General features: G+C 71.7%; 14 protein-coding genes and 1 pseudogene. 6 read left to right on the top strand and 9 right to left on the bottom strand.

What is annotated here, in order from left to right:
* Window positions 1-4: 4 nt before the first annotated feature.
* The 3 genes from Afe05nite_RS38420 to Afe05nite_RS38410 form a co-directional block, all read right to left on the bottom strand.
* Window positions 5-1,270: an alpha/beta hydrolase gene (locus Afe05nite_RS38420; RefSeq protein ID WP_203822247.1), complete on the bottom strand. Its 1,266-nt coding sequence runs from the start codon at window positions 1,268-1,270 to the stop codon at window positions 5-7.
* A gap of 82 nt (window positions 1,271-1,352) precedes the next feature.
* A complete protein-coding gene (locus tag Afe05nite_RS38415) occupies window positions 1,353-1,907 on the bottom strand; it encodes a DUF1062 domain-containing protein (RefSeq protein WP_239118519.1) in 555 nt (184 codons plus the stop codon).
* A 229-nt stretch (window positions 1,908-2,136) separates the two neighbouring features.
* Window positions 2,137-2,769, bottom strand: a complete 633-nt coding sequence (locus tag Afe05nite_RS38410; RefSeq protein WP_239118518.1) for an O-methyltransferase — start codon at window positions 2,767-2,769, stop codon at window positions 2,137-2,139.
* Between the two features lie 177 nt (window positions 2,770-2,946).
* Between Afe05nite_RS38410 and Afe05nite_RS38405 the strand changes: the two genes are divergently transcribed.
* From Afe05nite_RS38405 to Afe05nite_RS44300, 6 genes and pseudogenes are all read left to right on the top strand, one after another.
* Complete coding sequence (locus Afe05nite_RS38405; RefSeq protein WP_203822245.1) at window positions 2,947-3,609, top strand: DedA family protein; 663 nt, start codon at window positions 2,947-2,949, stop codon at window positions 3,607-3,609.
* Between the two features lie 133 nt (window positions 3,610-3,742).
* The gene (locus Afe05nite_RS38400) at window positions 3,743-4,396 is read left to right on the top strand and encodes a flagellar brake protein (protein WP_203822244.1); all 654 of its coding nucleotides are present in this window, start codon (window positions 3,743-3,745) and stop codon (window positions 4,394-4,396) included.
* Window positions 4,397-4,477: 81 nt separating this feature from the next.
* A complete protein-coding gene (locus Afe05nite_RS38395) occupies window positions 4,478-5,155 on the top strand; it encodes a response regulator transcription factor (RefSeq protein WP_203822243.1) in 678 nt (225 codons plus the stop codon).
* Window positions 5,152-6,495: a sensor histidine kinase gene (locus tag Afe05nite_RS38390; protein WP_203822242.1), complete on the top strand. Its 1,344-nt coding sequence runs from the start codon at window positions 5,152-5,154 to the stop codon at window positions 6,493-6,495. The genes Afe05nite_RS38395 and Afe05nite_RS38390 overlap by 4 nt, the downstream gene beginning before the upstream one ends.
* Window positions 6,492-7,034 carry a GerMN domain-containing protein gene (locus Afe05nite_RS38385; RefSeq protein WP_239118517.1) on the top strand — a complete coding sequence of 181 codons (543 nt, stop codon included), beginning with the start codon at window positions 6,492-6,494 and terminating at the stop codon, window positions 7,032-7,034. The genes Afe05nite_RS38390 and Afe05nite_RS38385 overlap by 4 nt, the downstream gene beginning before the upstream one ends.
* Before the next feature lie 53 nt (window positions 7,035-7,087).
* Window positions 7,088-7,369 (top strand): annotated as a pseudogene (locus Afe05nite_RS44300) (STAS domain-containing protein); the annotation flags it as partial.
* Between the two features lie 12 nt (window positions 7,370-7,381).
* Here the strand turns inward: Afe05nite_RS44300 and Afe05nite_RS38380 are convergent.
* The 6 genes from Afe05nite_RS38380 to Afe05nite_RS38355 form a co-directional block, all read right to left on the bottom strand.
* Window positions 7,382-8,482, bottom strand: a complete 1,101-nt coding sequence (locus Afe05nite_RS38380) for an EAL domain-containing protein (RefSeq protein WP_203822240.1) — start codon at window positions 8,480-8,482, stop codon at window positions 7,382-7,384.
* 2 nt (window positions 8,483-8,484) lie between these two features.
* Entirely contained in the window at window positions 8,485-8,658 is a 174-nt protein-coding gene (locus Afe05nite_RS38375; protein WP_203822239.1) for a DUF1059 domain-containing protein, read from the bottom strand.
* Between the two features lie 58 nt (window positions 8,659-8,716).
* Window positions 8,717-10,357 (bottom strand): sensor histidine kinase, encoded by a 1,641-nt coding sequence (locus Afe05nite_RS38370; protein WP_203822238.1) that lies wholly within the window; start codon window positions 10,355-10,357, stop codon window positions 8,717-8,719.
* Between the two features lie 83 nt (window positions 10,358-10,440).
* Window positions 10,441-11,733 carry a cation:proton antiporter gene (locus Afe05nite_RS38365; RefSeq protein WP_239118516.1) on the bottom strand — a complete coding sequence of 431 codons (1,293 nt, stop codon included), beginning with the start codon at window positions 11,731-11,733 and terminating at the stop codon, window positions 10,441-10,443.
* 10 nt (window positions 11,734-11,743) lie between these two features.
* Entirely contained in the window at window positions 11,744-12,727 is a 984-nt protein-coding gene (locus tag Afe05nite_RS38360) for a CU044_5270 family protein (protein ID WP_203822237.1), read from the bottom strand.
* Window positions 12,727-13,062, bottom strand: coding sequence for an RNA polymerase sigma factor (locus tag Afe05nite_RS38355; protein WP_239118515.1), 336 nt, complete (start codon window positions 13,060-13,062; stop codon window positions 12,727-12,729). Before Afe05nite_RS38355 ends, Afe05nite_RS38360 begins: the two co-directional genes overlap by 1 nt.
* Between the last annotated feature and the right edge of the window lie 656 nt (window positions 13,063-13,718).

Genomic DNA, 13,718 nt, shown 5'->3' with positions numbered 1-13,718 from the left:
CGGCTCAGGGGACGAAAGTGACGTCCGGGGCGTTCGGGGACGGTCCGTCCAGAACGTGACTGTCCCGGCCGCGCAACCAGCGGTCGAAGAAGGCGGCGACGAAGGTCTCCTCGGCGCGGACGGCCCGGCCCGGATCGACGGTCCCGATGGCGTCGGTGACGAAGCTGTCCGGCAGACCGAGCTGCCGGGCGATCTGCGGCATCAGCGGGACGGCGTCCTTGTAGGAGTCCTCCCCCTTGGCCCCGGTGAGGTACACGTCCAGGCGCCGGCCCGTGCTGTTGTCCCACAACATCTTCCAGGACGGTGTCTGATGGTGGTCGGTGCCGGCGTCGCCCATGACCATGAAGGGCCGGTCCAGGCCGCGCCGCGCCACCGGCCACAACGAGATCGCATCCGGGATCAGCGGGGTCTCGATGCTGCCGCCGATGTCGATCCCGGCCCTGATCCGCGAGTCCTCGGCCATCGTCTGCAGAGCGGTCAGCCCGCCCGCGGAGACCCCGAACAGGCCGGTCCGGCGCAGCTCGAGCGCGCCGGTGAGACCGGCCGGCAAGGGCCGGCGTTCGGCGTCCGGGTCGGTGCCGCGGTTCACGGCGGCGAGCAGGTCGAGGACGAAGCGAATGTCCGCGATCCGGACGTCGAAGATCTTCTTCGCGAGGGCCTGGAAGTCGGTGGTCTCCTGGAAGAGTTGCGGCAATCGGCCCTCGACCACGCGACCGCCCGGGAACTCCACCTCGGACGCGTCGTAGGTGTGATCGACGGTCACCACCACGTAGCCGCGACTGGCCAGGTCCTGGACCTCCGTCGTCGCCCACGTCCGCGGATCGCCGGCGCCGGGCGAGTAGACGACCACCGGGAACGGCCGGTGGTGCCGGGCCACCGGCGCCCCGAGGTGGCCACCGGTCCGGGTGCCGGCGAAGTCCACCGATCCGGCCGGGATGCCGTAGAGGCCGGGACCGGCACCGGCGGCGCTGCCGAAGTGCGCGGCCGCGCCGGGCAGCATGTGCGGGGCGCGGGGGAACCGGCCGGCTGCCGCGGCCGGGTACCAGATGCTGATCATCAGCTCGCGGTAGGCCGGCGTGGTCGTCCACGGATCGGCGCGGGAGCGGTCGATCAGGTGCAGGTCGGTGGTGCCCACCCGGTAGGGACCGGTGGGGGCCGGCAGCGTGAGCCGAACCGGGGCGTCGCCGGCCGCGGCGGACGCGGACGGGGCCGAGGCGACCGTGACGCAGCCGACGAGCAACGAGGCGAAAAGTGCTGTGCGAATCCTCATGGGGTCACGCTAGGAAGGTGGCCGGCCCGGCAGAACCGAGCCAGCACCCGTCTTTCTGGTGGGGATAACCGCCCCCGGCGGGCTAGGTGGAGCGGCGGTCCTCGAAGGTGAAGTCGGCGGACACCGTTCCGGTCAGGCGGCGCTTGGACTGGAGACTGCCGTCGGCGATCAAACGGCGCACCTCGGTCCGGGACACGTTCAGGCCGGCCGCCAGCAACGTGGTCACCCGGATCGGGATCCGCTCGGCGAAGCCGACCTCGACCACCGGGCCGTCGCCGGCCGTCCGCCGCAGGGTCCAGGCATCGGCCCAGTCGAGCGTCACCGAGTTGCGGCGGGCCAGGAGCGGGTCGGCCAGGAGTTCGGCGGCGAGGGTCAGGTCGTTGTCGTGGAAGCGGTCCAGGGTCGGTGGGTCGATGGTGTGGACCTGGACCCGTTCCAGGACTGTCAGTTTGATGGTCTTCCCGCATCCGGCGCACAGCGCCAGCAGCCAGACGTCGAGGAGTTTGTGGTTCGCGTTGATCCGGAACTTGCCGTTCGGGCGATACCTGTCGGAGCTGCAGTTCAGGCAGCGGCGGCGGATGACGGGCAGGCCTTCGCGGCACACCAGCCACGTGGTGGACAGCATGGATTGAGACACCGATCTGCTTCGACATTGCGTGCGAAGACGACGCTTCGCGGGAGGAGATCCGCGCACGGCGAAGGAACGCACGATGCGGGACGCCGATGCGCCGGGCCTGTGCCGGCCCGGCGCGGTGCATGTCTCAGCAGAGGTACAAGGGTCCACCCTTGTTCGGCGATCAGTTCCGGCGAAGCTAGCAGCGCTCCGGCCGGCCCGGCCACCGAATATTCAGCCCAGTCTTTCCGGATCAGCGTTTCCGGATCAGGGTCACGCCGTCGCGCACCTGGAGCATCACCGACTCGACCCGGTCGTCGCCCAGTACCGTCTCGTTGAGCTGCTGCACGACCGCATGGGCCGGGCGCTCCGGGGCCGGGTCGAGCACGTGACCGCCCTGCAGGACGTTGTCGAGCACCAGCAGGCCGCCCGGACGCAGGCGCGGGACGAGACTCTCGTAGTACTGCGGGTAACCGGTCTTGTCGGCGTCGACGAACGCGAAGTCGACGACCGGGTCGGCGGGCAGCGCGTGCAGGGTCTCGATCGCCGGGGCGATCCGCAGGTCGATCAGGTGCTCGACGCCGGCGCGCTGCCAGTATTCACGGGCGAGGCCGGTCCACTCCTCGGACACGTCGCAGGCGAGCAGCTTGCCGTGGGCCGGCAGGCCCCGGGCGATGCAGAGGGCGGAGTAACCGGTGAAGACCCCGACCTCCACCGCGTACGCCGCCCCGGTCAGCCGCACCAGCATGGTGAGCAACTGGCCCTCGTCGTGCGAGACCTGCATCCCGGCGGCGTCCGGGAAGAGCGCGACCGTCTCCGCGGCCAGCTCACGAAGGACATCGTCGGCGGGCGTGCAGTGCGCCTGAACGTATTCATCGACAGTCATCGGTAAAGCGTCGGCCATTCTCGACGCTTGCGCACGCTCGGGCAGCTCGCGGACCGCCGAACGGGCCGGTTCACAGGTTGGCGGGGTTGACCTCACCAGGCATTATCGGACAGCAAGATCGCGGCCGGGCCTGCAGAATTCGTATGGTCGAGGCAACGAAGCTACGAAGGGCCCTGGATGATCGACTACCTGATGCCACTGATCTCGTCGCCGTGGCTCTACGTGATCATCTTCGTCCTGGTGGCAATTGACGGCTTTGTCCCGGTTGCCATGTCCGAGGCCATCCTCATCGGCCTCGCCGCCATCTCCACCTCGGGATCCCCGCACGTCGCCGGGCTCGCCGGGGCCGCGATCGCGGGCGGCGTGGCCGGCGACCGCATCTCGTACTACGTCGGCGGCAAGGCGGGCGCCCGGATCAAGATGGGCCGGCTGGCCGCCGCCAAGGCCAAGGCCGAGCGGGCCCTGCTACGACAGGGCAGCATCGCGATCGTCGTCGGCCGGTTCATCCCGTACGGCCGGACCGCGACCACCCTGACCGCCGGCTCGGTGAAGTTGCCCCTCGGCCCGTTCTACCTGGCCAGCCTCGTATCGAGCGGGCTGTGGGCGGCCTACTCGATCGGCCTGGGCCGGGTCGGCGGGATGGCCTTCGCCGACTCGCCGCTGCTGGCCGCCGGGTTCGGCATCGCCCTCGGCTTCGTGCTGGCCGGCCTGCACAGCGCCGCCAAGCGCCTGTCCATCTGGCTGATCCCGGCCCTGTTCCGGCTGCGCGCCCGCCGCGGCGGCAAGCTGCCCGAACCGGTCTCCCCCGCCCCCGCCGAGCTGGCCGAAGAGCTCAGCTGACGGCGCCCGGGGCGACGCCGGCACCCGCCGCGACCCGGGTCACCACCGAATCGCTACCGAAACTCTCACGTCGCGGGGCCGGCGGCCGAACAGAGCACTCGACCGGATCCCCGTTTGGTGAGGTGCCTTCCCGATGACTGCGTCCGTCTCCGCCACCACTGAGCTGCCCGCGCTCGGCGCGCCCGTCTACCTCGTTCTCGGCGAGGGGATCAACTTCCGGTCGCGCCTCGAGTCGATCGACGGTGACACCTTCACCGTCGCCGCCCCGCTCGAGACCGCCGGCCCCGCGGCGATGGCGCCCGGCCAGCAGTTCGACATCTTCTGGGCGCCGCCGCGCACCCGCGTCGTGCTCCCCACCCGCCTCGTCGCCGTCTCCGACGAGGCCCCCTTCCGCTGGCGGCTCGCACCCACCGCGGAGCCCCGGCAGAGCAACCGCCGCGAGTTCGTGCGTGGCGGCGGCGGCGCCGCGGTCCAGCTGACCACCGAGGACGACCGCCGGATCGAGGGTGCCCTGCTGGACATCAGCGAGGGCGGGCTGCGCTGCTGGATCGACGAGCCGGTCGCGTTGACCCCCGGCGACCAGTTGCGGGCCACCGTACGGCTCGGGGACTCCGGCGAGGTCGCGTTGAGCGGCAAGGTCTACACGGTGCGTGACGCCCCGCACGGCGATCCCGGCCTGCACATGGTGCTCACCTTCCACACCGAGGAGAGCCTCGCCCAGGCGATCCGTCTCTACGTGATGACCTGGGAGATCAACGAGCGGCGCCGGCACCACGACGGCGCCTGAATCATGACAGTTGCGTGACACAGTTCCGGTTCCGCCACCGGATCCTCGTCGATCCGGGCCGCCGCCGGACAAGATGGGGTGATGTCCGCCGTACTTGTGATCGAAGACGACGACCGGATCCGGCTCTCCCTGCAGCTCGCGCTGGAGGACGAGGGATACGCGGTGGCCGGCGCCTCGACCGCCGAGGAAGGCATCGCGCTGCAGCAGAGCCGGCCGGCCGACACCGTGCTGGTCGACCTGATGCTGCCCGGGATCGACGGCTTCGAGTGCATCCGGCAGCTGCGGCGCACCGACGACGTACCCATCGTGGTGGTCTCGGCCCGGGAGGGGACGCACGACATCGTCGCCGCGCTGGAGGCCGGCGCGGACGACTATCTGGTCAAACCGATAGCCATCCCGGAGCTGACGGCCCGGCTGCGGGCCCTGCGCCGGCGGGCCCGGGTCGCCGGGCCGGACGCGATCCCGGTGCACCGCTTCGGTGACCTGGAGATCCTGCCGGACGCCGGCGAGGTGCGGCTCGGCGGCGAACCGGTGGCCGTCACCCGCACCGAGTTCCAGCTGCTGTGCGAGCTCGCCGACCATCCCGGCCGGGTGCTCTCCCGCCAGCAGCTCCTGCAGCGCGTCTGGGGTTACGACGGCGGTGACGAACGGCTCGTCGACGTGCACGTCGGACGCCTGCGCCAGAAGATCGAATCGGATTCCGGCGCACCGCGGCACCTGGTCACCGTGCGCGGCCTGGGCTACAAACTGCAGCGATGATCCGGGCCGGGCTGCGCGCGCGGGTGGTGAGCGGCTTCGCCGCCGGAGCGCTCGCGCTCTCGTCGACGATGGCTTTCGTCTCGTACGAGATCACCAGGCACTCCCTGCTCGCCGAGCGGGAGGACACCGCCGTGCGAGCCGCCTACTACGACGCCTCGGTGGTGCGGGCCGGCATCACCGCCGTCAACCCGGACCTCGCGGCCGTGCTGCGCGCCCTGGACACCGGCGAGAACAGGCGCGCTCTGGTGCTCCGCAACGGTGCCTGGTACTCGCGTAACGCCGACACCGGCGAGGTCGTCCCGGCCGCGTTGCAGGAGCGGGTGGGCGAGGGCCGGCCGGCTGTCCAGCGGATCCTCGACGACGGCGTGCCGACCCTGGTGGTGGCCCTGCCGATCAGCGCGGACACCACGTTCTACGAGGTCGACTCGCTGGCCGAGCTCGATCACACACTGCGCGTGCTGACGGTGGTGCTGACCGGAGTGGCGATCGCGACCGCGCTCGGCGGGGCGTGGCTCGGGGCGTACGCGAGCAGATATGTCATGCGGCCGCTCGTGCGGGTCGCCGACGCCGCGCAGAACATCGTCCGCGGCGGCCTCGACGCCCGCCTCGACCCCGCCCAGGAGCCCGACCTGGCCCGGCTGACCACGTCGTTCAACCACATGGTCGACGAGCTGTCGGCCCGGCTCGAACGGGATCGCCGCTTCGCCGCCGACGTCAGTCACGAGCTGCGCTCGCCGCTGCAGACGCTCGCGGCCGCGGCCAGCGTGCTCACCCGGCGCAAGGACAGCCTCGACGACCGGACGGCCACCGCCGCCGGGCTGGTCGCCGACGAGGTGAGCCGGTTCCAGCGCCTGGTCGACGACCTGCTCACGCTCGCCCGCGGCGACCAGCCGGCCGAGCGGACCGCCGTCGACGTCGCCGAACTGGCCCGGCGGGCGTGCCGGGAGCGCGGCCTGCCGCCCGGGATCGTGCACCCCGCGGGCGACCTCATCTGGTCGGTCGACCGGCGGCGGCTCAATCAGCTGCTGGGCAACCTGCTCGACAACGCGGCCGCGTACGGGGGTGGCGCCACCGCGATCCGGCTGGAACTGCACGGCGGCGACGGGCGTCTCGAGGTCGACGACGAGGGGCCCGGGGTGCGGCCCGAGGACAAGCCGGTGATCTTCGACCGGTTCGTCCGGGGCGGCGCCGCCCACACCCGCGGCAACTCCGACGGAACCGGCCTCGGTCTGGCCCTGGTCGCCCAGCACGCGGCCGCGCACGACGGGAGCGCGTCGGTGCTCGACCGGCCCGGCGGCGGCGCGCGGTTCCGGGTCGACCTGCCGGGGTGCGCGTCGTGAAGCGGCTTCTGCTGGCGGTGGTGCTGCTCGCGGCCGGGTGCGGCGTACCGGTCGACGACGAGCCCCGTGACCTGGACCGGCCCCGTACGTCGGTGTCGTCGGCGCCGGTCCCCGACCGGTTCGGCTCCGCCCTCGAACGCGTCTACCTGGTGCGCGACGGCGCCCTCGTCCGGGTGGTCCGGCGGGTTCCGGTCGCCCCGTCGGCCCAGCAGATGCTCGCCGACCTGCTCGCCGGGCCGAGCAGCGCCGAGCAGCGGGACGGCTTCACCAGCGCGCTGACCACCACCCGGATCGGTGGCATGACGATCACCCAGCACCGGGCCACGGTCGCGGTCGCCGAGCCGTCCGAGTACGGCGGGCGCACCGACGAGATGCTCGCGTACGGCCAGATCGTCTGCACTTTGACCAGCCAGGGCGCCGAGGTCGGCACGGTGCAGTTCACCAGCGGCGGCAGTCCGCTCAGCGTGCCCCGCGGCGACGGCTCGCTGTCGACCGGCCCGCTGACCATCGCCGACTACGCCGACCTGCTGACGTCATGAAATCGTCATGTCCTCGGGGAATCGCCGCTACATGGCCGGCCGAGTCTTGAGCCATGACAGATCAGCGAATTCCCGAGGCGGTCGTCATCGTCACCGAGCCGTTCGACGGCTTCGCGGTCGACCGGTGGCGGCGGATCATCAACGAGGCGGTGGAGTTGGCGCCCCGGCGGTTGACCGTCGATCTGCGGGCGAGCCCGCTCGTTGACGCGGCCGCGATCGCGCTGCTGCTCAGTGCCCACCGCCGGATGATCAGCCAGGGTGGCCGGCTGGTGCTGGCCGCGCCGACCACTCGGGTGCGGCGGATCCTGCAGCTGGCCCGGCTCGAACACGTCTTCGAGGTGGTGGAGTCAGCCGGTGCGGAGGGCGTGGATCAGCCGCGGCATGCGGACCACGCCGAGGTAGCGGCCGGCGTCGTCGGTGCACAGCAGTGGCCGGGTCCAGTCCGCGCGGGTGATGGCTCGTTCGGCGGCGTCGCCCGGTGACGTGTCGACGTTGACCTTGATGTCCGGGAGGACGATCGGGGTCGACGTCGAACGGTCGTCGATGGTCGCGATCGGGCGCCGGTACTCGTCGCAGAGCACGACCAGGTCGACCGCCGGGTCGGCGAAGGCGGCGCGGGCCGCCACCGCGTCGGTGACCACCGGTGGGTGCTCCAGCAGCGGGCGCAGGCCCCGCCCGCCGCGGTCCTGGGCTCCGACGGCCAGGACGCGCTCGGCCTCGTCGGTGATCAGCGCCCACGGGTCGGCCGGACGGCTCAGGTGGTAGCCCTGCGCCAGCGGCACCTCCAGGGCCGCCAGCACCTCGAGCTCGCCGGCGCGCTCGATGCCCTCGGCCAGCAGCCAGGCGTCGATCCGGCCGGCGAAGGTGCCGACCATCTCGACAAGGGCCCGCTTGGCCTCGTCCCGGTCGACGTCGTGCACCAGCGCCCGATCCAGCTTGATCATGGCGGGGCGCAGCGCGAGCAGGGCGGTCAGCCCGGCGTAACCGGAACCGGCGTCGTCGACGGCGATCAGGGCCCCGGCGGCGCGGAGCCGGTTGAGGTCGGGCTCCAGCGCGGTGTAGTCGTCGACCGCGTAGTGCTCGGTCAACTCGACCACGAGTCCGCGCAGGTCACCCTCCTCGGCCCAGATCCGGCGGATGGCCGGGTGGGTGAGCACCTCGGGGCCGACGTTGACGGTCAGGAAGCAGTTGCGGGGCAGCGACGAACGCTCCCGCAGGGCCGCGCGCAGGGCGATGGCCTGCAGTTCAGCGCCGCATCCGTGTTTGCGGGCGGCGTCGAACCAGACCTCGGGGTTGCGCACCGGGCCGTCGAACCGGGTGAGCGCCTCGTAACCGACCACGACCCCGCGGGCGAGGTCGACGATCGGCTGGAAGACCGCGCGCATGCCGGAACCGCTGAGAGCGGCGGCGAGCATGGCCGGCCAGTCGAGGTCGGTTCCGACGCGCATGCTCAGCGGCTGACCATGGCCGAGCGCACCGCGGCGACCAGTTCGGCGGACACGGCGGCCAGCCCGTGGACGTCCCTCGCGTGCTGGGCCACGGCGGCGAGGATGCCGTCCTCGCTGTCGTGCTCGAACTGAGCGTCACAGCCGGGAACGACGTCACCGCAGGAAAAGAGCTTCATGGCGGACAGAATCGGCACCGTGACCGGCGACCTGAAAGTTGCCGGGCACTTCCCCGGGTCAGGAGACACCGATCTCCTCGCCGACATGGGTTCGTGGCACGGTCACGACGAAGACCGCGCCGCCGGTCTCGCCCGGTTCGTAGGCGACGTCGAGGCCGCCCGCCTGCGCGAGTTGCCGCACCAGGTAGAGGCCGAGGCCGGTGCCCGCCTTGGTGGTCGCCACGCCGGACTCGGCCCGCGCGAACCGGTCGAACAGGCGGGGCACGAACTCCGGCGGCACGCCCTCGCCGTGGTCGGCGACCCGGATCGACACCTGCTCCCCCGCAGCGACCACGGTCACCTCGATCGGCGGATGGCCGTATTTGGCGGCGTTCGACAGCAGGTTGCCCAGGACCAGCTGGAGCTGGGCCGGGTCGGCGAGGCCCGCGGTCTCGTCGGGGGCGGCCACCGAGATCGGGGTGCCCTCGCTGACATGGTGGGCGGCCACCGCCTCGCGGACGGCGTGCGCGACGTCGAGGCGCACCGGGCGGGCGAGCATCGCGCCCGCGTCCAGCTGGGCCAGCATCAGGATGTCGGTCACCAGGTCGTTCGCCCGCAGCCCGGCGACGGTCATCCGCTGCACGTAGTTGACCCGGGTGTGCTCGGGGATGGCGCCCCACTCCTCCTGGAGAAGGCCGCCCAACCCCACGATCTTGGCAAGCGGCTGACGTACGTCATGGCTGAGCATCGCGATCACGTCGGCCAGATTGGTGTTCGCGTCCTCGAGTTCCCCGGCGCGACGGGCGAGCTGACGTTCGCTGACCTCGAGGGCGCGCCGGCCCACCCGCGTCCGGCCGACCGCCGCCACCACGGCCAGCCCGACGAGCGCGGCACCGGCCAGGGCGGCCCGGCCGGCGATCTCGTTGGCGACCAGCGACGCGTACAGATCACTCTCCCGGATGGTGGCGGAACCGCGCCAGGGCGTCCCGGCGATGTCCGCCGACGAGTAGTGCCACCACGTGCCGTCGGCCCGGTACCGGCCGCCCGGCCGCCGGTTCAGGGCGGTGGCCAGCCGGCCGTTCTCGTCGGCCAGCCTGGGCTCGGCGTTGCCGAAGGTCTCGGTGGCGGCGACGATGTCCCCGCGGGTGTCGGTCAGCTGCACCTGGGCGTCGGTCAGGGCCAGTGCGCCGGCCAGGTAGGGCGCGAGCGGGCTGGCCCGGACCGGGATGGCCCCGGAGAGCACCCGCCGCCCCGACGACGTCGTGAACGGCACCGCGAACGCGACCACCGGCAGCCCGCGCGCGGCGTTCGGAACCACCGCCGAGACCGTCGGGCGGCCGTCCACCGCGGCCCGCAGGTGCGCGTAGCGAGCGGCCAGGTCCCGGCCGACCAGGGACGGTTCGGCGGGGTAGTTGCGCAGCACCCGCCCGGTGGAATCGAGCAGGACCGCGGACGGGTAGCCGAAGCCGCCGACGACCAGCTGGAAATCGTGGGCGCTGACCTCCGGTGCGGCCAGCCACGTCTCGGCCTGGATCCGCTCCCGCAGGAGTTGGTCGGCGGCGATGCTGGACATGAAGTCACCCAGGGCACGCACCCCGCTGTCGAACCGTTGCGCCACCGCCTGCCGGCTGTGTCCCTGCTGCCACAGCAGAAGGCCCGTGCCCACCGTCACCAGCAGCATCCACACCAGCAGCGGCACCAGAACCAGGCGCCACCACACCCGCATACCAGACAAATCGGCAGGCCTCAGCAACGCCTGAGCGGTGCCCTGCCCGATCGACAAGAGTCACACCTGCCGCCGGGTCAGGCCGCGACCGCCTCCTGCCGTCCGGTGCGCTCGTTGGCCCGGTCCAGCCGCCGCATCACCGGGGTGGCGGCCACCCCGTGCAGCACCACCGACACCAGCACGACGAAGCCGATGGTGGCCCAGACCAGGTCGGCGCGGGGGAAGTCGGCCAGGGTCAGGGCGTAGGACAGGTAGTAGAACGACCCGATCCCCCGGATGCCGAACGTCGCGATCACCCAGTGCTCGGCCGGGTGGCCCGGCGCGCCCCGCAACGACAGGAAACCCGACAGCGGCCGGACGACGAAGATGAGTGCCAGCCCGGCCAGGACCGCCGGCCACGTCAGCGGGGCCAGCAGGCCGCCGACCAGGGCACCCCCGAACAACAGCAGCAACAGTACGGTCAGCAGCCGCTCGGTCTGCTCGGCGAAGTTGTGCAGCACCTGGTGGTACTCGTGCGAACTCTCGGCCGCCCGGATCGTCCGGGCCGCCACGAACACGGCCAGGAAGCCGTAACCGTGGGCGACCTCCACCACCCCGTACGCAAGCATGGTCGCCGCCAGCGCGAGGAAGCCCTCGGAGTGCTTGGCCAGGCGCAGCTCTTCCTTGCGGGCCCGGAAGAACAGCCGGCCCAGCAGCTTGCCGACGAGCACGCCGCCGACGACGCCGACGGTGACCTTGAGAAGGACGTCGCGCAAGGCCCATTCGCCGACCCAGCCGAGCCCGGCGCTGCCGGCCATCGCGATGGCCGCGTACACGAACGGGAACGCCAGGCCGTCGTTGAGCCCGGCCTCGGAGGTCAGGGCGAACCGCACCTCGTCCTCCGAGTCCTCCTCGTCGGTCGGCTCGCCGACCTGCACGTCGGCGGCGAGCACCGGGTCGGTCGGGGCGAGCGCGGCGCCCAGCAGCAGCGCCGTCGCCGGCACGAAGCCGATCCACCACCAGCCGAGCAGCGCCATCGCGGCGATCGTGATCGGCATGGCGATCACGAGCAGACGCCCGGTGGACTTCCACGCCCGCCGGCCCCAGGGCCGGTCGATCTTCAGCCCCGCACCCATCAGCGCGACGATCACGCCAACCTCGGTCAGGTGCTCGGTGAGCTTGGGGTGGTCCAGCGGGTTGGCCTCGGGCAGTCCCAGCGGCAGCCCGAAGACCAGCATCCCGAGGCCGACGAAGACGATCGGCATGGAGAGCGGCCGCTTCTCCAGCACCCGCGGGAGGATACCGGCGAGCAGGGCGCCGAGCCCGACGACCGCGAAAATCATGTCCGACGTTTGCACGGCTTGCTTGGTGCCCACCGGGGCCCCAAGCATGCGTCGATGTTCAGTTCGTCTCGCCGGGCTTGTCGACGATCATCATGTCTTGATAGATCACCTGCCGGAAAAGATCACCCCTCGTCGTGTACGAGGTTCCGTCGTCACTCCGGCTCACGTGGTCGGCCACCGCCACCAGACGATCCCCGATCAGCGTGTACGTCTGTTTGTCGAACAGCAGTTCCTCGGACAAATAGCCCTCCACGGTCCGGCCCAGCCCGATCGCCGCCCGGCCGTCGAGGTTCACCGCGTCCGGGTTGACCCGCATGCCCGGCCGCTCGGCGAGGTACCGGAAGAGGGCCGCCTTGACGTCCGGGGGCAGCACATATTGACCGGCCAGCGCCTCCGGCATCGCCAGCACGCCGCCCTCGGGATGCTCGAGGTAGTAGGCCACCTTCTCCGGTGAGGTCAGTTCGACGATCTGCGACCACGGTACGAACGCCCAGTAGGACTTGTTCTGCCCCTGCGTACGTACCTGAAGCCGGCCGTCGCGGATCTCCCCCCGCACCTGCCCGTCGATGCGTTCCCACTGCTGGATCTTCCGGTATTGCGCCTTGCCCGGGATCATCGCGCCGTTCGGCTTCTTCCGCTGGATCTCCGGCGGGTTGAGCATCTCCAGCGTCTCGACATACATGAACTGGGTCGGGCGCGGATCCACCCAGGTCTCCTGCTCGGCCGTCCAGGCCGCGTTCTCCAGGACCTGGGCGGCACTCACCGGCTTCAGATAGGGCGGCGCCGGCACCGGCCCGGCCGACTGCGCCGGCCCCGGCGACCCGACCCGAGCCGGCCCACCGGCGGTGCCGATCGCGATGGCCGTCACCGCGGCGGCGGCCGTCACCGCGACCGGAATGCTCAGCCGCCACGAGACCCGGCGCCGGGCCGGGGCGGGCGCGGCCATCCGGTTGCGCAGCGCCAGCCGGGCCCGCTGCTCCGCCTCCGCCGACGGTGCGGCGCCGGGTTCGAAGGTCTCCCGCAGAACACTGATCTCGTCCATCACTCACCCATCTCGATATCGGCGCCCAGCGCCTGCCGCATCTCTTGTCGCGCCCGGTGCAGCCGCGACCGGGCCGTGCCGGCGGGGATGCCCAGCGCCACCGCGGCTTCCTGCTGATTGAGCCCGGCCCACGCGACCAGGAGCAGCACCGCCCGCACCGGTTCCGGCAGGCGGGCCACGTAGGAGAAGATGTCCCGGTAGTGCCTGTCGAAAATCGCCGTGAACAGCTCCGGCGCCGCCGGCGCCCGCTCGATCAGGTGAGCGTCCGTGTCCAGGTAGGTGTGTCCCAGCTGCGCCACCATCTCACCACCGGACCCGTCGATGTCGCTTCCCAAGGTGCATCACACCCGTACTTCGCCGCTGCGCGAAAAGTGTTCGCCCCCCGACCCGACCCCTCGCGCTCCCCTTGCGGTCGCTCCCGCGGCATGCCCGACGAATCACCGGCCGAGAATTACCCGATAATAGGCTCACGCTTACGCCGCCGATAATGCCGATCTGCCGATGCGCCGCCCATTTCCGATACGCGATATCTCCAGCCGCTCGACATCTTTTCCCGCCCAGCCGCACACGTCAGGTCGACGCATTCCGCAGATGCCGTTGCACCCGCCCTTCATCGGGCGCAAAACTGTACGGCTGCGGCTGCGGCTGCGGCTGCGGCTGGCGCCGGGGTGGTGTGGAGTCCGCCAGGCCTCGAGCGGGTGCGGACGCGAGCTGCACTGGCGAGCCGCAACCCGCGGCTCAGGCCAGGGCGCAACGCGGGCCACCGGTTGCGGGCGTCCCGCACGGCGAGGCCCCGGCGGTGGCGGGCCTGGTCGCGGCGGAATTGGGGCGATCAAGGGAATAGTTGTGCGCTCGGGTGGGTCGCGCATGGCTGCGAGCTCGGCTCGGGTGACAGCTCGAGCTGCCGCATCCCGGAATTGTGGCGCACCCGAAGATGCGCCCCCAGGTTGAATCATGCCGATTGAAAGCGGGGACGGGAATGGCGCCCCGG

This window comes from Paractinoplanes ferrugineus (genome assembly GCF_016862195.1).
Taxonomy (GTDB): Bacteria; Actinomycetota; Actinomycetes; order Mycobacteriales; family Micromonosporaceae; genus Actinoplanes; species Actinoplanes ferrugineus.
The sequence above is the reverse complement of the archived record's forward strand: the minus strand, read 5'-3'. Positions and strand labels throughout refer to the sequence as shown.